This window comes from Sporosarcina sp. P26b (genome assembly GCF_002743245.1).
GTDB lineage: Bacteria > Bacillota > Bacilli > Bacillales_A > Planococcaceae > Sporosarcina > Sporosarcina ureae_C.
The window spans coordinates 89,373-109,967 of sequence record NZ_PDYW01000001.1; the positions used below are offsets into that span (position 1 = coordinate 89,373).

Sequence of the window (20,595 nt, forward strand, 5' to 3'; positions counted from 1 at the left end):
TCCATGACTTATTGAACGTTTTTAGGTAATGCAGGTTGACCTTGTGTAGGCGCAAAAGAATTAAGCAACATATTCATATCCTGATCATTTAATTGTGGTACTTGGTAATATTGGTGTTTATTTTGATAAATGGATAATTCGTATGCCATTTCTATACAATTGGGCACAGAATCTGCAAGTACACGGCGGACCACTGGATTGCATACTTCTAATGAAGCAGCTGTTTTGCCTGTAGCGCCTTCTTTTGTAGCGCCTAGCAAAAAACCAGAGATGATTTCATCAGTGATTTCACCTGTAGATTGAATCGGTTTAGATGGTGCTTTTTCTTTCATACCGTAAATGAAATCGCTGCCTGCTTTCATTTGATAGCTTTGTGTAGGATGTGAAGGGTCTTTGCCAGTCTTAAAACTTTCCACAAGGATATTGTATTCATCCAGCGTGAATCGGTATTGTCGATCAAGAATATCGAGAAGTTCTGGATCTTGGACATGTGGACGTAAAATCATCGCTTGGTTCAATGCTCCGAGAGTCGCGCTTAACACCTCTTTGACATCAAATAACTCGTGTCCGCCGTGATTCATTGATGGGGGGACTGCTCCGCCTTGCATGTGTTGAGATGTTTCGAATTGATTTGTCAAATATATTTCCTCCTTCATTCATCTAATACATCAAGAATAGTATGTGATGTGTTCGAAAACTTATGTATAGGAAAATGCTGTAAAGCTTTATGCATAGTTCGTAACGCGCGAACATAACATAAGGATAGAACTCAAGAAGGGTAGTGGGAATGCATGCAGATTCATGTGGTTTCGCAAGGTGAGAGTTTATATGAAATCGGTAAAATATATGGTGTTCCGTACGAACAAATAGCAAGTGCAAATGAATTGGAAAGTGATACGCGACTGGCAGTGGGACAAGCGCTTGTTATACCAATTATAGGATCGTATTATTGGGTACGACCTGGAGATAGTTTATATACAATTGCACAGAGATATGGTCTTTCGGTCGCTCGCTTGGCAAGAATTAATGCAATTAATCCTGCCGCAAGACTAATGGTTGGACAGCGTCTCTACATACCACAAGAAGTGAAAACACCGATTGATTCTTTGTTATATGTAGAAACGCGTAATCCAGTCAGTCAGGCTATGTTAGCCGAAGTTCGTGAACGTGTGGATGGTTTGACGTATCTTGCTATGTTCAGTTATGAAGTGCAACGCGATGGTTCCCTCAAAATGCCTGCTATAGCAGATATTCCAACGACCGCCAAAAATGCAGGCGTTCTAAATATGCTGGTGCTGACCAACTTAGAAAACTATACATTCAGTGCAGAGCTAGGGCATGTAATTTTCACCGATAAAGAAGCCCAAAATCGAATGATTCAAAGTGCCATTTCAATAGCGAATGAAGTTGGTTATAAAGATATTCATTTCGACTTTGAGTTATTATTCCCTGAAGATCGAGAATTATATAATGAATTATTACGCAATGCTACCAAGCAAATTCATGATGCCGGTCTAACGATTTCCACTGCACTTGCACCAAAGGCTGGTGAAGTAACAACTGGAATTTATGGTGCTCATGATTATAAAGTTCATGGTGAGATTGTAGATTTCGTAGTGTTAATGACGTATGAGTGGGGATATACTTATAGTGCACCGCAAGCTGTTAGCCCAATTGGTCCTGTCACGAAAGTAGTAGAATATGCCGTTAGTCAAATTCCGAAAGAAAAAGTATTTCTAGGCCAAAATCTGTATGGCTATGACTGGATGGCTCCGTTTGGTCAACCAGATAGCAAAGCAGCAACGGCACTGAGTCCGAGAATGGCGACTAATCTAGCGATCGAACAGAATGTTGCAATTGAATACGACGCACTGGCTCAGGCGCCACATTATACGTATTACGATGAACAAGGAATCGAACATGAAGTGTGGTTTGAAGATGCACGAAGCATCAATGCGAAGTTTGATTTGCTTAAAAAGTTTAAGTTACGGGGCATTATGTACTGGAAACTTGGCCTTGCATTCCCGCAAAATTGGCTGTTGTTAGAAGATCGATTTACTATTAGAAAGCGATAAAGTTATAGCGTTCGGAAGGGCTCGCGGGAAAATAACTAGTCACTTCGTTCCTATTAGTTGTTTCACCTGCCGAGCTTATCTTCCTTGAGCCGCCTTCTACTTACGAATAACTAGTTTCGTTATTTTGATTTATAGAGTGGATGTTGAAATTTTAATGTAGTAACTGAACTTGAATTTCAATTTCAATAAATAAAAGCCTTCCTACCTAGTATAGGAAAGGCTCTGTCATATGGGAGCTTATTCGTTATTTAACAGTTTCATAGCGCTTTGGAACATATCCATATCCGGATTTACGAGTAAAGCAGGTAGGAAAGCAAAAGTCATGATGAGGAGTAAGTTAGCTCCTAGGAATGATCGAAATGTACTTGTTTTCTTTGTCATGGCGCTTCGCCTCTTTCTTTTCGTATTGTTCTCACTAGTATGTGTATGCGCTTTCATTTATGATCTCACATAGTTCGTTTGAATAGATTAATAATACTCCGTATTCAGTCAAATGTAAATAATAAAGTTTGATATAATACATAAAATTGACACAAAAGTTAAGAGAAAACAGAGATTTTCCAAAAAAATCTTGTAACTTGCTATCTTTTCAGTGATAATATTGGAATACAAAGAAATATTTTGAACAATTAAAATTCAATTTATTCAGTAGAGTTGGATCTTTTTTAGACCACTATTTTGATTTATAACTAGTGAATAAGTGAGCGACTGGTCAGTCGACAATTTTTAATTAACAACTAAGGAAAGGGATGGTCGCAAATGACAAAGGTCGATGAAGTAGAATACAACAATCGTAAACGAGCAAATGATTACGTTCATAATGTATATGAGTTGGTGAAAAAGAGGAATCCAGATGAAAAGGAATTCCTACAAGCGACAAGAGAAATCTTTGATTCCCTTCGTCCGGTCTTTGCTAAGCATCCCGAGTTTATGGAAAATGGAATTCTAGAGCGCATTACAGAGCCGGAGCGAATTATTTCATTCCGGGTCGCTTGGGAAGATGACAAAGGCAGGGTACAGGTAAATAGAGGTTACCGCGTTCAGTTTAATAGTGATCTTGGCCCTTACAAAGGTGGACTCCGTTTCCACCCATCTGTTAATAATAGTATTATGAAATTCCTTGCGTTCGAGCAAATCTTCAAAAATGCTTTAACAGGGCAGCCGATTGGTGCGGGTAAAGGTGGATCTGATTTTGATCCTAAAGGTAAGTCTGATCGTGAAGTCATGCGTTTCACACAAAGCTTCATGACAGAGCTCAGCAGACATATTGGACCAGATATTGACGTACCAGCAGGGGATATCGGTGTTGGTAAACGTGAAATCGGTTATCTTTTTGGTCAATATAATCGCATTAAAGGTGGATATGAAGCAGGTATCCTAACAGGGAAAAACCCTGACCATGGTGGTAGCCTTGGTCGTAAAGAAGCAACGGGTTACGGTACAGTATACTTTGTAGATGAAATGCTGAAGGAAAACAATCTTTCGTTAGAAGGCCAGACAGTCGTAGTGTCAGGGTCAGGTAACGTATCCACATATGCGATGGAAAAAGCTATGCAACTTGGAGCGAAAGTTGTAGCATGTAGTGACTCTGATGGTTATATTTACGACAAGAATGGTATTGATCTAGACTTAGTCAAAGAACTTAAAGAATACGGCAATAAACGAATTTGGGAATATACGAAAGAACATCTTGATGCAGAGTATCATGCAGACTGTTCAGAAATTTGGTCTATTCCATGTGATATTGCACTTCCATGTGCCACACAAAATGAAATCGATGAGATTGCAGCTCATATGCTGATCGCAAATGGCGTTAAAGCAGTTGGTGAAGGCGCGAATATGCCTTGTACAATTGAGGCGATTATTATTTTCCAAGAGCACAATGTATTATTCGCACCAGCAAAAGCTGCCAATGCGGGTGGTGTAGCTGTTTCCGCTATGGAGATGTCCCAGAACAGCCAACGTCTATCTTGGTCAGAAGAACAAGTGGATATGCATTTGAAAGAAGTTATGCAAAATATCTATAAAGACTGTAGTACGGCAGCAGTGGATTACGGTAAACCGGGCAATCTTGTAATGGGCGCTAACGTAGCAGGCTTCCTACGAGTAGCAGATGCAATGGTCGCGCACGGAATTCGATAAATGATATAAAACAGACACATTTTTTTACATAATGTGTCTGTTTTTTTATGTTTTTCTATTGTGTTTTAAATGAAATATGTTATTATAAAAATACATTAAGTTGAATAAACATACATGCACTTGCATGAAGGGGGATTTACCCATGGAAAAGAAGAAAGTCGTTTTAGCCTATTCAGGCGGTTTAGACACATCAGTTGCAATTCAATGGTTAACAGATCAAGGATATAGCGTAATAGCGGTTTGCTTAGATGTTGGCGAAGGTAAAGATCTCGACTTCATTAAGGAAAAAGCTCTTACAGTTGGCGCAATTAGCAGCTATGTTATTGATGCACGTGAAGAATTCGCACAGGATTTCGTCCTTCTTTCATTGCAAGCTCAAACATATTATGAAAATAAATATCCTTTGGTCTCTGCCTTATCCCGTCCGCTTATTTCCAAGAAGTTGGTGGAAATTGCACATCAGGAACAAGCAACTGCTGTAGCTCATGGATGTACAGGAAAAGGAAATGACCAAGTACGATTTGAAGTCGCTATCAAGTCACTAGATCCTTCACTTGAAGTTGTAGCGCCAGTTCGTTCATGGAGCTGGTCACGTGAAGAAGAGATTCATTATGCACAAGAACATAATATTCCAATTCCCATAGACTTAGATAATCCGTACTCAGTGGACCAAAACTTATGGGGGCGTGCCAATGAATGCGGAATTCTAGAAGATCCTTGGGCAACACCGCCAGAAGATGCTTTTGGTTTGACGGTATCCATTGAAAACGCACCTGATACAGCGGATATCATCGAAATCGGCTTTGAGCAAGGTGTTCCTGTTACGATCGATGGAGAAAAATATTTGTTAAGTGATCTGATCACAAAGTTGAATGAAGTGGCTGGCAAACATGGTGTCGGTCGTATCGATCACGTAGAAAATCGGTTGGTCGGTATCAAGTCTCGTGAAGTCTATGAAGCACCAGGGGCTATTACTTTATTAAAAGCGCATAAAGAATTAGAAGATTTAACACTTGTAAAAGAATTAGCGCATTTTAAACCTATTATTTCACAAAAACTTGGTGAATTAATTTACAACGGTCTTTGGTTCTCTCCTTTACGTGAGTCGCTTGAAGCGTTCATTAAGGACACACAACAATATGTTAACGGTACAGTCCGTGTGAAGCTCTTTAAAGGTCATGCCATAGTAGAAGGTCGTAAGTCTCCGAATTCCTTATATGATGAGAAACTAGCAACGTATACATCTGATGATGAATTTGATCAAGCGGCGGCAGTAGGATTCATTAAACTTTGGGGACTACCTACAGAAGTGCACAGTATGGTCAATAAAAAGCAAATCGTTAAAACACCCTAAGTTGTATGTGAAGAGCAGCGAGGCCCAAAGCTTCGTTGCTCTTTTTGGAACTACTTTTCATTTAATGCCGTCTTATGAATATAGAAGAGGGGCGACTGAATGAAGAAGTTTTGGGGTATGACAATAGTGGCGGTATTGATCATTTCGGGACTGGGGATGTTTTGGATGTTACCAGGGGAGCGAATAAAACAAGCGCAGCAAATGAAAGCGGATGGATCCTATGACTATGTAATAATTCTGGGTGCCAAAGTGAACGGAGAAATTCCTTCACTATCCTTACGCTATCGATTAGAAAGTGCTGTAGACTATGCAATTCAATATCCACATGTAAAGCTTGTGCTTTCAGGCGGACAAGGAAAAGATGAGGGGATTAGCGAAGCTGAAGCGATGTATCATTATCTAAAAGAGCATGGGATTGCGGAAGATCGTCTCGTTATTGAGGATCAATCCACTTCTACATATGAAAATCTACAATTCAGCCAGAAGATCATTCCGGAAGTGTCCGGTGTCACTATTATTAGCAGTGATTATCACTTGGCTAGGGCAAGGTTTCTGGCAAAACAGCTTGGATGGAAGTCTGATATTGTGGCGGCAAAGACACCTGAATCCGTAAAAGCGAAAGTATTGATTCGTGAACGTTTAGCATTATTGAAAACTTGGGTTTTCAGGAAGTAAATCTTGCTTGAAATAAAAAAGTGACGAAAACCTGTTGAAGTTTCGTCACTTTTCTATTTGACTCATAATGATGAAATTTTATGGAATTCAGGCTTGCCTTCTGTGAAGGTTGCTAAATAGTTAAAGCCGATCGACTGATATAACTCTAGGGATTCTTTGAATTCATGTGCAATATCTTTTGTTTTGTGCGCGTCAGAACCTAAAGTAATAATTTCGCCGCCGCATTGCTTATATAAACGTAAAATATCTTCACTCGGCATATTATGCGATAGTCCGTAACGAGTTCCGGAAGTATTCAGTTCAATCCCTTTGCCTTCTGGTATAATGGTATTGAAGATCTTTTCTAAATAGTCATGAAATAGATTGGCTGGCGGCTGATCAGTATAACGTTTGATCAGATCTACATGCCCTAGCACACTGTAGCGCTTATAATGCTGAACGCAATATAGTAATTCCTTATAATACGTCTCAAAGGCTGCCTCTGTTGAACGGTCTTCAAATAACTCACGATAATGTAGGGACTTATTTTCGACTGTATGCAGTGAACAAATCACAAAGTCAAATTCATGCTCGTCCATTAATTCTTCATAGAGGTGTAGTAAATCCGGTTGCAATCCTATTTCTACACCTTTTTTTATCGTTAGCTGTCCATCGAATTGTTCATTCAACTGAATAATTTTTTGTGCATATTCTAGTTTATCAAAATCGAAATGAATCGTTTCATCAGGGTATTCATAATCGATGTGATCAGTAAAGCAGATTTCAGTAAGCCCTTTGGCAATAGATGCTTTTGCCATTTCTTCCATAGGTATTTCACAATCAGCTGAAAATGCGCTGTGCATATGATAATCAAACATAGTCTCAAGTCTCCTTTTCTATAGTACATATTGTAGCAGATGAATGATGCTACTAACAGTTGACAATACTCTACACACCCATTATAGTAATAATTAACTTTAGCGTGGTAAAGCAGTGAAGTGCATCATTACTTGGAAGGCGGTTGAAGATATTTTGTATTCTGAAATTCTTGGAAACGAACATGAAAAGCATGAAAAGATCATCAACACATTAGGAAAAAGATTTACTACTTATGGCTATAAACGCATTAAAACATCCGCGTTTGAACAATATGATTTGTATTCTAATGTACGTACCTCAATCAATCAAAATGAAATGATCAAAGTGATTGATTATACGGGCGAAGTACTTGTATTACGGCCTGATGTCACGATTCCATTGACTCAGCAACTCGTCCAATTGCATGATAACTTGCCGGAAGAAATGCGTTATTATTACGTCCAAGAAGTCTTCAGACAGACTTTCCAGGAAAGCGAGCGCATCGGTAAGACACAAGCCGGAGTCGAATTCTATTGCAAAAGTTCACCCGCTTCAGATGCAGAAACGATTATGCTGGCTTGTCACGCATTACGTGATGTTGGCTTCTCAGATGTGAAAATCGAGATCGGTTATGCAGGGTTTTTCAATGAATTGATCGCGGACTCCGACATTACAGTAGAACAAACAGCTGAACTCAAAACGTTGATTCAAGCGAAAAACGTTGTGGAGATAGGCCCTTTCTTGCAAAGGTTATCGATTGATTCATCTATTAAAGAGGTACTCGAGCAATTGCCTTTATTATACGGCGCGCCCGAAGTAGTGTTTGAAAGACTACAAAACTTACAGGTTAGTGAATCTGCACAGAGAGCAATCGATTATCTTCAACAAACATGCAATATCGTTGAACTATACGGCTTAAAAAAACATATCGTGATTGATCTAGGCCTAATCAATCATATGGGGTATTACTCAGGGATCATTTTCCAGGGTTATGTAGAGAACTTTGGAAAGCCGGTACTGATGGGTGGTCGCTATGATGCATTAAGTGAAGAATTTGGCGTGAAATTGCCTGCAATTGGTTTTGCATGTGAAATCGAATCATTAGTGAAAGCTTCATCTAACAAGGGCCAGAAAGAACGATATAGCATCGATGTAACAGTACTGTATGAAGAGAGTCGTATCAAATACGCAATTGATATTACAAACGAGTTGAGAGAACGTGATTATCGTGTCATTTCAAAGCCTATGGGCGAAGCGGAATATATGACAGACAGTCTTTATACTATTCAATTAACAGAACAACAAAATAAACTAGTAGATCAACAAGAAGCAAAAGAGTTCATCGACTTCAAGCAGTTGCTTGATTTTATCGCTAGCAAGAAAGGAGTACCTGAATGGATTATTTAACAGTAGCAATGGCAAAAGGACGGACAGCGGAACGCGCAATGAAGTTCCTCGAGAAATCGGATGTACATTTCTCTGAATTCACTGATGAGAGCCGAAAGCTTGTCATTTATGATGATAAACAAAAGATTAAACTAATATTTGTCAAAGCAGTAGATGTTCCTGTATACGTTGAGAAAGGCGCGGCGGATGTAGGGATAGTTGGTAAAGACGTCATGATGGAAGACCCCCGTGATGTCTATGAATTACTGGACTTGGGAATCGGACGTTGTAAGCTTGCAGTAGCGGGATATCCCAATACGCCAGTTGAAAATGTACCTTTCTTGACGGTTGCTTCAAAATATCCATTAGTTGCGAAAGAATATTTTGATAAAAAAGGAATCCGTACAGAAATGATCAAGTTGAATGGATCAATAGAACTTGCACCCTTAATCGGCATGTCAGATGTCATTGTCGATATTGTTGAGACAGGTACAACATTAAAAGAAAATGGTCTAGTCGTGTTGCAGGAGATGGCTGATGTCAGTGCTCGTTTGATTGTGAATAAGGCGAGTTATGCAACGAAAACTGAAGATATACAACAATTTATCAAAGATATGAAGGAAGGCTTGGAGGTGCGTTCATGAAGATTATTCGTGGAGCTGAATTCACTGAGGAACTGCTAAAACGCGATGATTCTAGTCAACCTGATTTGGAATTTGACCGTAATGTCCTAAAAATTATCGATAAAGTTCGTTCCGAAGGTGATACAGCCGTTCTAGATTTCACTGAACGTTTTGATGGAGTAAAGCTAGAAAGCTTATTGGTCACAGAAGCAGAAATCCATGAAGCGGAACAAGCCGTTACAGAGGATTTCTATCGTGCACTGCGCTCGGCAAAAAAGCGAATTACGACATATCACGAAGCACAAAAAGAACAATCTTGGTTCTTAAATCCAAGCGAAGGAATCATGCTCGGTCAGAAAGTTACTCCGATCGACAGCGTGGGACTTTACGTTCCAGGGGGAAAAGCGGCTTACCCATCGACCGTTTTAATGAATGTACTACCAGCGAAGATTGCAGGAGTAGGTCAGATTACCATGGTGACACCGCCACAACGTGATGGCAAAATCAATCCACACGTATTGGTCGCAGCGAAAGAAGCGGGCGTTCATCGTATCTATAAAGTAGGTGGTGCACAAGCGATAGCAGCGTTAGCGTACGGTACAGAGACGATTGAAAAGGTTGTTAAAATTACTGGACCTGGTAATGCATATGTTGCTCGTGCGAAAAAATGGGTATTCGGTGATGTAGCCATTGATATGATTGCAGGACCAAGTGAAATTTGTGTCGTGGCCGATACGAATACGAATCCAGTTTATGCGGCAGCAGATTTACTATCTCAAGCAGAACACGATGAACGGGCAGCAGCAGTTTGCATCACTACTTGCCAATCGTTTGCGGACAAGCTTTCAAAAGAAGTGGAGCGTCAGCTTGCTGAACTTGATCGTAAGGAAATTGCGTCACAGTCTATTGAGCAATTCGGACGCATCATTGTTGTCGATTCATTGCAAGAAGCATTTGATATCGTTAACCGATTGGCACCTGAACACTTGGAACTCATGATTGACAATCCAATGGAACATTTGGCTGCTATACGAAATGCAGGCGCCATTTTCCTAGGACAACACTCACCTGAAGCGTTAGGGGATTATATGGCAGGACCTAATCACACATTGCCAACAAGCGGAACCGCAGCGTTCTCTTCTCCGTTAGGTGTGTATGATTTCATGAAAAAGTCGAGTATTATCTATTATTCTGAGAATGCTTTGGCAGAAGTGGCAGATGACATCATAGTATTGGCAAATGCTGAACAATTAACAGGACACGCCAATTCGATCAAAGTACGAAAGGCAGGATTCTAATGCGAAAACAACAACTCACACGTAAGACAGGCGAAACATCAATTGAAATGGAATTTTCACTAGACGGCACAGGAGAGACGAATATCAATACCGGCGTCGGATTCTTTGACCACATGCTGACGGCATTCGCAAAACACGGGCGCTTCGATCTATCCGTGACATGCGACGGCGACATTGAAGTAGACCAACACCATTCAGTAGAAGACGTAGGTATCGTACTCGGACAATTATTCAACCAATGCATCGGTACAAAAGAAGGAATAGAACGCTTCGGCCTTGTATCCACACCAATGGACGAAGCTCTATCCACTGCATCGATCGATATAAGCGGTCGCTCATTCCTCGTCTTTAACGTAGAAGGAATGAAAGACAAAGTAGGCGAATTCGACACAGAACTAGTTGAAGAATTCTTCTTAGCATTCACAAACAACGCTAAAATCACATTACACATTAACTTGAACTACGGAAAAAACACACATCACATCATCGAATCCGTATTCAAAAGCTTCGGCCGTGCCCTACGCGACGCTAGCGCAATGAACCCAGAAATAAAAGGTGTTCCTTCTACTAAAGGGTCTTTGTAATTAATGTGTTTATCGGTTTAGAGTATAAACTTTCTTTGTTTTTAGAGCATTCTAGTTGATCGGAACGGAGGGTGGCGACTCCCGCGGGAATAGCATGAGTCTTGAGACCCCAAAGCGAAGCGAGGAGGCTCAAGCCATGCCCGCAGGAAAGAGTCCACCCGGAGTGCAGATCAACGGCGCTTAACGCTTATTTCATTTATTAGGAGGACTAGTTGATGATTTTATTCCCAGCAATCGACATTAGAGACGGCAAATGCGTCCGCCTCATTCAAGGCGACTACGCACAAGAAATAATCTACAATGATTCACCAACCAACATGGCGCAAGAATGGCAAAGCCAAGGGGCCGAATACATCCACGTCGTAGATCTAGACGGTGCAAAAACAGGCAATTCCGCCAATAAACAAGCGATCGAAGCCATCGCCAAAGCAGTCAACGTACCCGTTCAAGTAGGCGGCGGAATCCGCAACATGGAAATCGTCGACTCACACATCGCAAATGGTGTTGCACGTGTTATTATCGGTACTGCAGCGATTCAAGACCCGGAATTTCTTAAAAGAGCTGTTGAAAAACACGGCGACAAAATTGCTGTATCGATCGACGCACGTAATGGCTTCGTCGCAACAGACGGCTGGACAGAAACAAGTGACGTCAAAGCAGTCGATCTACTACAAGACCTTGCGAAAATCGGCGTCAAAACAGTGGTCTACACGGATATCATGAAAGACGGCATGCTCCAAGGACCAAACTTTGAAGAACTGAAAATCATGGATGACGCATCTGCCATCGACATTATCGCTTCAGGTGGTGTATCTACAGAAGAAGATATCAAAAAACTTGCTGCTTCAGACATGTACGGCGCTATTATCGGGAAAGCATTATACGAAGGTAAACTATCCTTAAAAAAATTATTGGGGGACGACAGTCATGTCAACAACTAAAAAGATCATTCCGTGTTTAGACGTAGATAATCGTAAAGTTGTAAAAGGAAAGAAATTTCTAGACGTTCAGGAAGTAGCAGATCCCCTAACATTAGCAAAAAAGTATGTTGCAGATGGTGCAGATGAACTCGTCTTCTATGACATTTCGGCATCGACGAAAAATCGTGGTATGTTCCTCGATTTAATTGAGGAAATTGCCAAGGAAGTACCGATCCCATTCATCGTAGGTGGCGGCATTCGTACGCTCGAAGATGTAGATAAAGTATTTGAACTGGGCGGTAATAAAATTTCGATCAATAGTGCAGCTTTGACGAATCCAGGTTTGATTAAAGAAGTTGCAGATAAATACGGCTCTGATCGTGTAATGCTGTCTATGGACGTTCGACAAGTTGGCGAAGGAAAGTGGTCTGTATTCGCAAAAGGCGGTATGGAAGAGACCGGAATTGACGCAATCGAATGGGCCAAAAAGATGGAAGGACTTGGCGCTGGAGAACTTGTTGTTAACAGCATTGATGAAGACGGTGTGAAAGATGGTTATAATCTTGAACTCAATCGTGCAATGGCTGATGCAGTCAATATCCCGATCATCGCTAGTGGTGGTGCCGGAAAACCTGAACACTTTAAAGACGTACTGACAGAAGGAAAAGCAACCGCAGCACTTGCAGCATCTGTATTCCACTTTAATGAAATTAATATTCGCGATTTGAAAAATTACTTAGTAGAAGAAAATATCGCAGTTAGGAATGACTAAAATGACACTAGACATCCATGCATTAAAATTCGACGACAAAGGTCTAATCCCAGCAGTTGTACAAGATGATCGCACAGGGGAAGTCCTAATGCTTGCTTACATGAATAAAGAGTCCATTGAAAAAACAATCGAAACAAATCAAACATGGTTTTATAGCCGTTCAAGACAAGAACTATGGAATAAAGGCGCTACGTCGGGGAACACACAACAAGTAAAACGTATTTCTGTAGATTGCGATCAAGATACAATTCTTTTACAAGTAACACCACAAGGCCCTGCTTGTCACACAGGCGAAAAGACTTGCTTCTTCACAACGGTAATGGAAAAAGAAGAATCATTGCGTGAAGTAGTCTATGAAGTAATAGATGAAATTGCAGACCGTAAAGCGAATCCGATAGATGGTTCGTATACGACTTATTTATTCAATGAAGGTATCGACAAAGTGTTGAAAAAAGTTGGAGAGGAATCTACAGAAGTCGTAATCGGCGCAAAAAATGCAGACAAAGAAGAAGTCTCCAATGAAATTGCGGATCTCGTCTACCATACACTCGTTTTGATGAATATTCTTGATGTGGATCTGACGGACGTTCAGCAAGTGTTGCGTGAGAGACGACCGAAAAAGGAAGTGCCGCGAAATGAGTAGATTTCTGAGCACAGTTGCACGCCGTACAGAACCTTATGTTCCGGGTGAGCAGTTGAATCAGCCAGATATCATTAAATTGAATACGAATGAAAATCCTTATCCGCCAAGTCCGAAAGTCTTAGAAGCGATCCAATCGGAACTGAATGGAAATACATTACAGCGTTATCCATCACCTACAGTGGACCCATTGCGTCACGCGATTGCGGAAACATATGGTCTGACAAAAGAAAATGTCTTCGTAGGTAATGGATCTGATGAAGTGCTGGCATTTTCTTTCATGGCATTTTTCGAACCAGGAAAAACTATTAAATTTCCGGAAATCAGCTATAGCTTTTATCCGGTCTATTCCAAGCTATTCAATATTTCATTCGAAAAAGTGCCGCTGAATAATGATTTCACACTTCCTAAAAAGCAATTTTATAATTCACCAGGCGGGGTCATTATACCGAATCCCAATGCACCTACGAGTATTTATGCAGAATTAGATGTAATCGAGGATATCTTGAAAAATAATCCTGATCAGATTGTCATCATTGATGAAGCATATATTGATTTTGCAGGTCCATCCGCCATGAAATTGATCGATCGTTATGCGAATTTATTAGTCATTCAAACGACGTCTAAATCTCGTGCGCTAGCAGGACTACGTGTCGGATTTGCATTAGGACAACCTGAATTGATTGCTGGTTTAACGCGTATTAAAGATTCGTTCAATTCGTACACGATTGATCGTTTGGCAATGGCTGGTGCTACTGCGGCATTTGTAGATCATGCATACTTTACAGAAAGTACGAATAAAATCATTCGCACTCGTGAATCTGCAGTCCATATGTTGAAAGAGTTAGGTTTCGAAGTACTACCTTCAGACGCGAATTTCGTCTTTGCAAAGCCTTTACACAAGGAAGCAAAAGTATTATACCAACTGTTAAAAGACCGTGGAATATTAGTTCGTCACTTCGATCAAGAAGGTATTCGTGATTATATACGTATTTCCATTGGTACTGACAACCAGATGAATACACTGTTTGAAGTGCTTAAACAACTTACTAAATGAATAAACTGAAAAAGGCCATTCGATTCTGAATGGCTTTTTCTTGTCGTCAATATATAAAAGGATACTCAAAACGTTGTTATATGAACGATTGTGACAATATGTGACATAACTTTTGAATGTATATGTATACGAATTTATGTATTTTAAACTTTATCTATTGTATTTTTATACATATTGCCTTATAATAATAAAAAGAAGCTTGATTGGAGAGATAAACTTATGAAAACAAAAAATATAATTATTATTGGTGCAGCAGGAAGAGACTTCCACAATTTCAATACATATTACCGCGGTAAAGAAGAATACAATGTCGTGGCATTTACAGCGACACAAATTCCAGATATCGATGGACGTAAATATCCGACTGAATTGGCTGGCGAATTATATCCAGAAGGAATTCCGATCTACTCACAAGATCAGCTACCTGAATTAATCAAAGAACTAGAAGTAGATGAATGTGTATTCTCTTATAGTGACCTAAGCTACGATAAAGTGATGGGAATTGGCGCAATTGTGAACTCGGCTGGAGCTAACTTTACATTACTTGGATCAAAAGCAACGATGATCAAAAGTAATAAACCCGTTATTTCTGTTTGTGCAGTTAGAACAGGAACAGGGAAGAGTCAGACGTCACGTAAAATTATCGAAACATTGCTTGAGCATGACTTGAAAGTAGTAGCGATCCGTCACCCAATGCCTTATGGCGATTTGGCTGAACAACGTGTACAGCGTTATGCAACAGTAGAAGACTTCAAAAAACATAAATGTACGATTGAAGAAATGGAAGAATACGAGCCGCACGTTGACCGTGGTAATATCATCTATGCAGGGGTAGATTACCAAGACATTCTTGACGCAGCTGAAAATGATCCTGACGGCTGTGACGTAATCCTTTGGGATGGTGGAAACAACGACTTTTCATTCTACGAGCCGGACTTGGCGATCACAGTTCTTGATCCACACCGTCCAGGCCATGAGTTGAAATACTACCCAGGTGAAGTTTGCTTGCGCACAACAGACGTATCAATTATCAATAAAATCGACAGTGCATCGGAAGAAGCGATTCAAACGGTGGAAAATAACATTAAATTTGCAGCACCAAATAGTACCATCATTAAAGCAGAATCAAAAATCTCTGTAGACAATCCTGAAATCATCAAAGGCAAGCGTGTACTGATTGTTGAAGACGGTCCGACATTAACTCACGGTGAAATGAAGCTAGGTGCTGGAGTCATCGCAGCGCAACGTCTTGGAGCAGCTGAAATTGTTGATCCGCGTCCATTTGCGGTAGGAAGCCTAATCACAACGTTCGAAAAGTATCAGCATATCGAAAACATCTTACCGGCTATGGGCTACGGTGATGAGCAGTTAAAAGACCTTGAAGCTACTATCAATGCGGCAGATGTAGATGCAGTGATTATTGGAACACCAATGGATCTTTCACGTGTCATCAATATCAATAAGCCATGTACACGTGTTTATTATGACTTAGATGAAATCGGTACTCCAAATCTTGAAACTGTACTAACAGAGTTCATCAAGAAACATAATCTTTCCACAACAAATGTGTAAGAAAAATGACTAATCAAGCACCTGTAACGGATGAAAATTCGGTTGCAGGTGTATTTTTCTGCTATACTACGAGTAGTACAGTAAGGGGGAAGCATCTTGTTTAATTCAAAAATCATTGACTTAGTCATTGGAGTTGTCATGGGTTATTTTGCATATGATCGAATCGCGACAGGACATACAGGAATGGGTATTTTTTTCGCCGTGCTTGCAGCATTGAACCTTTTGGCATTTTTCCTAAAACTTAGAACTGACAAAAATGTTCAGCAAAAACAACTATAAAACGAATCAGTTGTTCCTTTCTCCACAATCTTGTAGTATAATAAAAAGATTGTAATTTTTGAAATGAGGCTAGAAATCAAATGAAAAAATCGATATACGGTTTGACAATTGAACAATTGACAGACTTTCTTATAGAAAACGGACAAAAAAAGTACCGTGCAGCACAAGTTTGGGACTGGCTCTATAAAAAGCGTGTCTTATCTTTTGATGAAATGAATAATATTAATCAAGAAACCATTGATGTATTGAATGAAAACTTCTCGGTTCAAACACTTGAGCAAAACGTTAAGCAAGTTTCACAGGACGGCACTGTGAAATTCCTGTTCAAAATGCATGATGGCAACTTGATCGAAACGGTTTTGATGAAATTCCCTTATGGTCATTCTGTTTGTGTCACAACACAAGTCGGATGTAATATCGGTTGCAGTTTCTGTGCAAGCGGACTTTTGCGCAAAAATCGTGATCTAGATGCAGGGGAAATTGTGGGTCAAATTATGAAGGTGCAAGAGTATCTTGATGGCAAAGGCGAAGATGAACGCGTAAGCCATATTGTAGTTATGGGTATAGGCGAGCCGTTCGACAACTATTCGAACCTGATGGACTTCCTTCATGTCGTAAATCACCAAAAAGGTCTATCAATCGGTGCGCGTCATATTACGGTTTCAACAAGTGGTCTGACAGAGAAGATCAAAGACTTTGCAGATGAAAAACTACAAGTAAACTTGGCGGTTTCATTACATGCGCCGAATAATGAGTTACGTTCATCCATCATGAAGATTAACAAAGCATTCCCGATTGAAAAATTGATGGATTCAATCAACTATTATTTAGAAAAAACGAATCGTCGTATCACATTTGAGTATATTTTATTGCGTGACGTGAATGACCACGTCAAAGAAGCAGAAGAGTTGGGTCGATTGCTTGCGGATAAGCGTCACCTTTCATACGTCAACCTAATTCCGTACAATCCAGTAGATGAACATGGCCAGTATCAGCGGAGTGAACCCGAGGCGATTAAATCGTTCTACGAAGCGCTTAGACGCAAAGGGATCAACGGTGGAGTACGTCTTGAAAACGGTACAGATATTGATGCGGCATGCGGTCAACTACGAAGTAAACAAATCAAAAAAACAAAAAAACAACCGGTCGGAGAATAATTCTCCAACCGGTTTTTACTTTTTACGCGCTAATTTTACGATGAATTGAACGATCACAGAGATTGCTAGTCCGAATGATGAAATAATGAACAGCGATAAAATTCCGATGGCTTCCGAAAATTCATTATCCATCATGATAAAGCTGCGGAACATCTCAGCAAATGCTAGAACAAGGACGACCATGAACATTTTAAATGCAATCGATAGCTGATAGAACAATAAAAGAGAAGTGACAATCCCGACCATCAGACCGAATACGGCGAACGTCAAATAGTTATTAACGATCAAGTCATGTCCAAGAACTGTCCGTACGCCTAAAATGAGTAGAACAAATGAAGTCAGCGCAGTAAAAAAACCGGCTTTCCAATAACGAGAATCCAACACGTACACCTGCTTTCCTTACCTAGTATAGCGGAATCGACGAAATTCGTCACGCAACCCGACTGTTATTTCATGCGTTTTAGATCGGCCAATAACTCTTCTTTATAGGATTCATTTGAGAAGTTATACTCCTTAAGAATATAGCCTTCCGAATCCAGTAGATAGAAATTTGTACCATGGACAACTTGCGTAGAAGATTTATGTTTCAGCACAAAAGTCTGGAACTCTTCCCGAGCAAACGCTTCGAATTGTTGTTGTGAGTAGCCCGTCAGGAAATGCCAGTTTGATTCATCATCAGTAAAGTTTGAAATATAGTCTTTCAAAACTGCAGGTGTATCGGTATCAGGATCTACAGTAAAAGAGACGAAGTTCATTTCGATGTCCTGATCTTTCAATTCTGCTTGTAGGTCTGCCATCTCACTCGTCAACGTTGGACAAACTGTTGTGCAATTTGTGAAAATGAAGTCTGCAATCCATGGCGAACCAGAAAGCTCCTTGGAACTGAATGGTTGATCTTGCTGATCCGTGAAGGTGAATTCACGGACTTGTTTCCCACGTTCAAGAGGTTGACTGCACCCATTGATGAATAGTACGAGCATCAACAGAAAAGGAATCAGACGTTTCAACTGTTTTCACTCCTTTGTATTTGCTCAGGTAATTCAATGATCACAATGGTTTCTGTTATTTCATTGGAAATCGTGAATGTACCTCCGTGTAACCGAACAATTTCTTTGACGATCGATAGACCAAGTCCAGTACCACCTGTTGTGCGAGTTCGTGCTTTATCGGTACGGAAAAAGCGTTCTCCGATTCGCTCTACGTCCTCTTCTTCTATGGTAACGCCGTCATTGGCGATGCGATATTGTGCACCTTGCTTACTGGCGGTCAGATGAATAGTAATGGATTGCTCAGCATATTTTACTGCATTATCGATCGTGTTATAAAAGACTTGTTGCAATCGTTTAGGATCACCTTCCAAAATCAATTCCTCATCAATCGATGTGCTCAACTGAATATTTTTGTCCTGTAATCGAATCACAAATAATTCCAACGTATCTAATAGTAATTGCGCAATTGCAATCGGTTCAGTTTCCAGTGTATATACATCCTGTTCCAAATGGTTTAGCTCGACTAAATCATGTATAAGCTTCTTTAAGCGTTCGGTTTCTTTCTCGATGGTTGATAAGTAGTGTTTTACATCATCGGGAGACGAATCAATTTTATTGCGTGAAAGTTGCGCGTAGCCGCTAATATACGTCAATGGTGTCCTGAGCTCATGTACAATATTTGACGTAAAATCTTTCTTGCGCTGATCTTGCTCTTCAAGGGAACGACTCATTGAATCGAATGCAGTCGCCAGTTTACCTATCTCATCTGTCCGTCCTGTATTGAGTCGATTCGAATAATCACCATTAGACACTTCTTCTGAATAGGTCTGCAATGTTTGCAACGGTTCGAATAGCGAACGCCACACACGCCGCAAAATTAGAAATAGAACGAGGAAGAATAGGCTCCCGACGAGTATCATAATGGGTAAACTGTCGTGAAAAACATCTTGGATCGCAGCGAGCGGAACATATATATATATGAAACCAATCAGTCCGTTTTCTCCTTTAATAGGGAAAATCCCACCGAAGATTTCCCGATTTAGTTCATCTACATAGCCTTCTTTCATAACGGGCTTACCCGTCTCTAATATCTTCTCGTCGCTATCATTGATGAGTGATTGATAATCAATCTTGTAGGGGAAATAGGACGTTAAATCATCTAAGCGATCTACGACGATAATTTCGTACTCTGAGACGATGTTATACCATTGAATCTTTTCGATGATCGAATCACTGAGCTCACCGTAATGATAATGGGAAGCTGTTCGATTTCCTTGATATATGATCGACTCTTTAATTTGTTCTTTATATAATTCGGTATATAAGTAATGAATGAAGAAGAATGAAAATAATATGGTACACGTGATGCTTCCTAAAAATACAAACAACATCTTTTTGCTAAGATTTAAATTATTCATTCAGAGTCCTCTAACTTGTAGCCGATCCCCCATACCGTTTCAATCATTTTACCTGCGTCACCTAGTTTTAAACGAAGTGTTTTAACATGTGTATCAATTGTACGCTCACTGCTTTGATGATCATCGCCCCAGACCAATTCAAGTAATTGTTCTCGGGAATAGGCGCGCCCTTTATGTTTGACTAGCAACAACAGCAAGCCAAATTCCTTCAAAGTCAGATTTAAAGGGTTTCCGTTAAGCTGTGCTGTATACGAGTCTTCATTAATGGTAAGTGGACCGGCTTGTAATATAATTGGTTCAGGATTATGACGGTATGTTCTGCGCAAGACGGCTTCGATCCGCGCGACCAGTTCTCCTGGTAAGAAAGGTTTGACGATGTAGTCGTCTCCGCCAAGTTTTAGGCCTTGAACTTTATCCCATTCCTCGCCTCGCGCAGATAGGAAAATCAATGGGATCGATGAAGTGCGTTTCATCTCCTCTGCAAATGTGAAGCCGTCCATATAGGGCATCATCACATCGACAATGCATAAATCTATCGTATGTTGTTTGACGATCGACAGAGCCTGCAAACCGTCGCTGGCTTCGAATACGCTATAGCCCGCATCTTCGAGTATCACACGAATCAAATCACGCATTTGCTGTTCGTCGTCAATGACTAATAATTGGTAACTCAATTTACTACGCCTCATTTCATAAAAGCTTATAGTTTAATTTTCCGTAAAAGATGTGAAATCTACATGAAGTTTCGAGAAGTTGTTAAAACTTCATTGAAATTTCGTAAACATATTTTATAATCATAACAGCTAAACGAATAGAT

Annotated in this window: 22 protein-coding genes; 15 read left to right on the forward strand and 7 right to left on the reverse strand. The window is 40.2% G+C overall.

Annotated elements, in window-relative coordinates; translation table 11 throughout:
- Positions 1 to 8: 8 nt before the first annotated feature.
- Positions 9 to 644, reverse strand: a complete 636-nt coding sequence (locus CSV69_RS00485; protein ID WP_369823281.1) for a spore coat protein — start codon at positions 642 to 644, stop codon at positions 9 to 11.
- Between the two features lie 147 nt (positions 645 to 791).
- Between CSV69_RS00485 and CSV69_RS00490 the strand changes: the two genes are divergently transcribed.
- The gene (locus tag CSV69_RS00490) at positions 792 to 2,075 is read left to right on the forward strand and encodes a LysM peptidoglycan-binding domain-containing protein (protein ID WP_099624748.1); all 1,284 of its coding nucleotides are present in this window, start codon (positions 792 to 794) and stop codon (positions 2,073 to 2,075) included.
- A gap of 237 nt (positions 2,076 to 2,312) precedes the next feature.
- Here CSV69_RS00490 and CSV69_RS16985 read toward each other — a convergent pair whose 3' ends face one another.
- Positions 2,313 to 2,456 (reverse strand): hypothetical protein, encoded by a 144-nt coding sequence (locus CSV69_RS16985; RefSeq protein ID WP_199170377.1) that lies wholly within the window; start codon positions 2,454 to 2,456, stop codon positions 2,313 to 2,315.
- Between the two features lie 378 nt (positions 2,457 to 2,834).
- Between CSV69_RS16985 and gdhA the strand changes: the two genes are divergently transcribed.
- From gdhA to CSV69_RS00505, 3 genes are all read left to right on the forward strand, one after another.
- Positions 2,835 to 4,217 carry an NADP-specific glutamate dehydrogenase gene (gene gdhA / locus CSV69_RS00495; protein WP_085426684.1) on the forward strand — a complete coding sequence of 461 codons (1,383 nt, stop codon included), beginning with the start codon at positions 2,835 to 2,837 and terminating at the stop codon, positions 4,215 to 4,217.
- 142 nt (positions 4,218 to 4,359) lie between these two features.
- Complete coding sequence (locus CSV69_RS00500; protein ID WP_085426683.1) at positions 4,360 to 5,571, forward strand: argininosuccinate synthase; 1,212 nt, start codon at positions 4,360 to 4,362, stop codon at positions 5,569 to 5,571.
- A gap of 99 nt (positions 5,572 to 5,670) precedes the next feature.
- Positions 5,671 to 6,246: a YdcF family protein gene (locus tag CSV69_RS00505; RefSeq protein WP_232319578.1), complete on the forward strand. Its 576-nt coding sequence runs from the start codon at positions 5,671 to 5,673 to the stop codon at positions 6,244 to 6,246.
- Between the two features lie 62 nt (positions 6,247 to 6,308).
- On the opposite strand, the gene CSV69_RS00510 is transcribed toward CSV69_RS00505, so the two are convergent.
- A complete protein-coding gene (locus tag CSV69_RS00510; protein ID WP_085426682.1) occupies positions 6,309 to 7,103 on the reverse strand; it encodes a histidinol-phosphatase HisJ family protein in 795 nt (264 codons plus the stop codon).
- Positions 7,104 to 7,218: 115 nt separating this feature from the next.
- Here CSV69_RS00510 and hisZ point away from each other — a divergent pair, with 115 nt between their 5' ends.
- The 11 genes from hisZ to rlmN all read left to right on the forward strand — a co-directional run bounded on the left by hisZ (position 7,219) and on the right by rlmN (position 17,371).
- A complete protein-coding gene (hisZ, locus tag CSV69_RS00515) occupies positions 7,219 to 8,490 on the forward strand; it encodes an ATP phosphoribosyltransferase regulatory subunit (RefSeq protein WP_099692491.1) in 1,272 nt (423 codons plus the stop codon).
- Complete coding sequence (gene hisG, locus CSV69_RS00520) at positions 8,478 to 9,113, forward strand: ATP phosphoribosyltransferase (protein WP_099624743.1); 636 nt, start codon at positions 8,478 to 8,480, stop codon at positions 9,111 to 9,113. Before hisZ ends, hisG begins: the two co-directional genes overlap by 13 nt.
- Positions 9,110 to 10,390, forward strand: a complete 1,281-nt coding sequence (gene hisD / locus CSV69_RS00525) for a histidinol dehydrogenase (RefSeq protein ID WP_099692492.1) — start codon at positions 9,110 to 9,112, stop codon at positions 10,388 to 10,390. Before hisG ends, hisD begins: the two co-directional genes overlap by 4 nt.
- Complete coding sequence (gene hisB, locus CSV69_RS00530; protein WP_099692493.1) at positions 10,390 to 10,974, forward strand: imidazoleglycerol-phosphate dehydratase HisB; 585 nt, start codon at positions 10,390 to 10,392, stop codon at positions 10,972 to 10,974. The genes hisD and hisB overlap by 1 nt, the downstream gene beginning before the upstream one ends.
- 215 nt (positions 10,975 to 11,189) lie before the next feature.
- On the forward strand, positions 11,190 to 11,915 hold the full coding sequence (hisA, locus tag CSV69_RS00535; protein ID WP_099624740.1) for a 1-(5-phosphoribosyl)-5-[(5-phosphoribosylamino)methylideneamino]imidazole-4-carboxamide isomerase: 726 nt from the start codon (positions 11,190 to 11,192) through the stop codon (positions 11,913 to 11,915).
- Complete coding sequence (gene hisF, locus CSV69_RS00540) at positions 11,902 to 12,666, forward strand: imidazole glycerol phosphate synthase subunit HisF (RefSeq protein WP_085426676.1); 765 nt, start codon at positions 11,902 to 11,904, stop codon at positions 12,664 to 12,666. Before hisA ends, hisF begins: the two co-directional genes overlap by 14 nt.
- Entirely contained in the window at positions 12,659 to 13,309 is a 651-nt protein-coding gene (gene hisIE, locus CSV69_RS00545) for a bifunctional phosphoribosyl-AMP cyclohydrolase/phosphoribosyl-ATP diphosphatase HisIE (protein ID WP_099692494.1), read from the forward strand. Before hisF ends, hisIE begins: the two co-directional genes overlap by 8 nt.
- Positions 13,302 to 14,363 (forward strand): histidinol-phosphate transaminase, encoded by a 1,062-nt coding sequence (gene hisC, locus CSV69_RS00550; RefSeq protein WP_099692495.1) that lies wholly within the window; start codon positions 13,302 to 13,304, stop codon positions 14,361 to 14,363. Before hisIE ends, hisC begins: the two co-directional genes overlap by 8 nt.
- A gap of 219 nt (positions 14,364 to 14,582) precedes the next feature.
- Positions 14,583 to 15,935, forward strand: coding sequence for a cyclic 2,3-diphosphoglycerate synthase (locus CSV69_RS00555; protein ID WP_099624737.1), 1,353 nt, complete (start codon positions 14,583 to 14,585; stop codon positions 15,933 to 15,935).
- Between the two features lie 96 nt (positions 15,936 to 16,031).
- The gene (locus tag CSV69_RS00560; RefSeq protein ID WP_085426672.1) at positions 16,032 to 16,214 is read left to right on the forward strand and encodes a hypothetical protein; all 183 of its coding nucleotides are present in this window, start codon (positions 16,032 to 16,034) and stop codon (positions 16,212 to 16,214) included.
- 80 nt (positions 16,215 to 16,294) lie between these two features.
- Complete coding sequence (gene rlmN / locus CSV69_RS00565; protein ID WP_085426671.1) at positions 16,295 to 17,371, forward strand: dual-specificity RNA methyltransferase RlmN; 1,077 nt, start codon at positions 16,295 to 16,297, stop codon at positions 17,369 to 17,371.
- Between the two features lie 15 nt (positions 17,372 to 17,386).
- On the opposite strand, the gene CSV69_RS00570 is transcribed toward rlmN, so the two are convergent.
- The 4 genes from CSV69_RS00570 to CSV69_RS00585 form a co-directional block, all read right to left on the reverse strand.
- The gene (locus CSV69_RS00570) at positions 17,387 to 17,752 is read right to left on the reverse strand and encodes a hypothetical protein (protein ID WP_099692496.1); all 366 of its coding nucleotides are present in this window, start codon (positions 17,750 to 17,752) and stop codon (positions 17,387 to 17,389) included.
- A 65-nt stretch (positions 17,753 to 17,817) separates the two neighbouring features.
- A complete protein-coding gene (locus CSV69_RS00575; RefSeq protein ID WP_233192303.1) occupies positions 17,818 to 18,378 on the reverse strand; it encodes an SCO family protein in 561 nt (186 codons plus the stop codon).
- Positions 18,375 to 19,778, reverse strand: a complete 1,404-nt coding sequence (locus tag CSV69_RS00580) for a sensor histidine kinase (RefSeq protein WP_099692497.1) — start codon at positions 19,776 to 19,778, stop codon at positions 18,375 to 18,377. The genes CSV69_RS00575 and CSV69_RS00580 overlap by 4 nt, the downstream gene beginning before the upstream one ends.
- Positions 19,775 to 20,467, reverse strand: coding sequence for a response regulator transcription factor (locus CSV69_RS00585; RefSeq protein ID WP_085426668.1), 693 nt, complete (start codon positions 20,465 to 20,467; stop codon positions 19,775 to 19,777). The genes CSV69_RS00580 and CSV69_RS00585 overlap by 4 nt, the downstream gene beginning before the upstream one ends.
- Between the last annotated feature and the right edge of the window lie 128 nt (positions 20,468 to 20,595).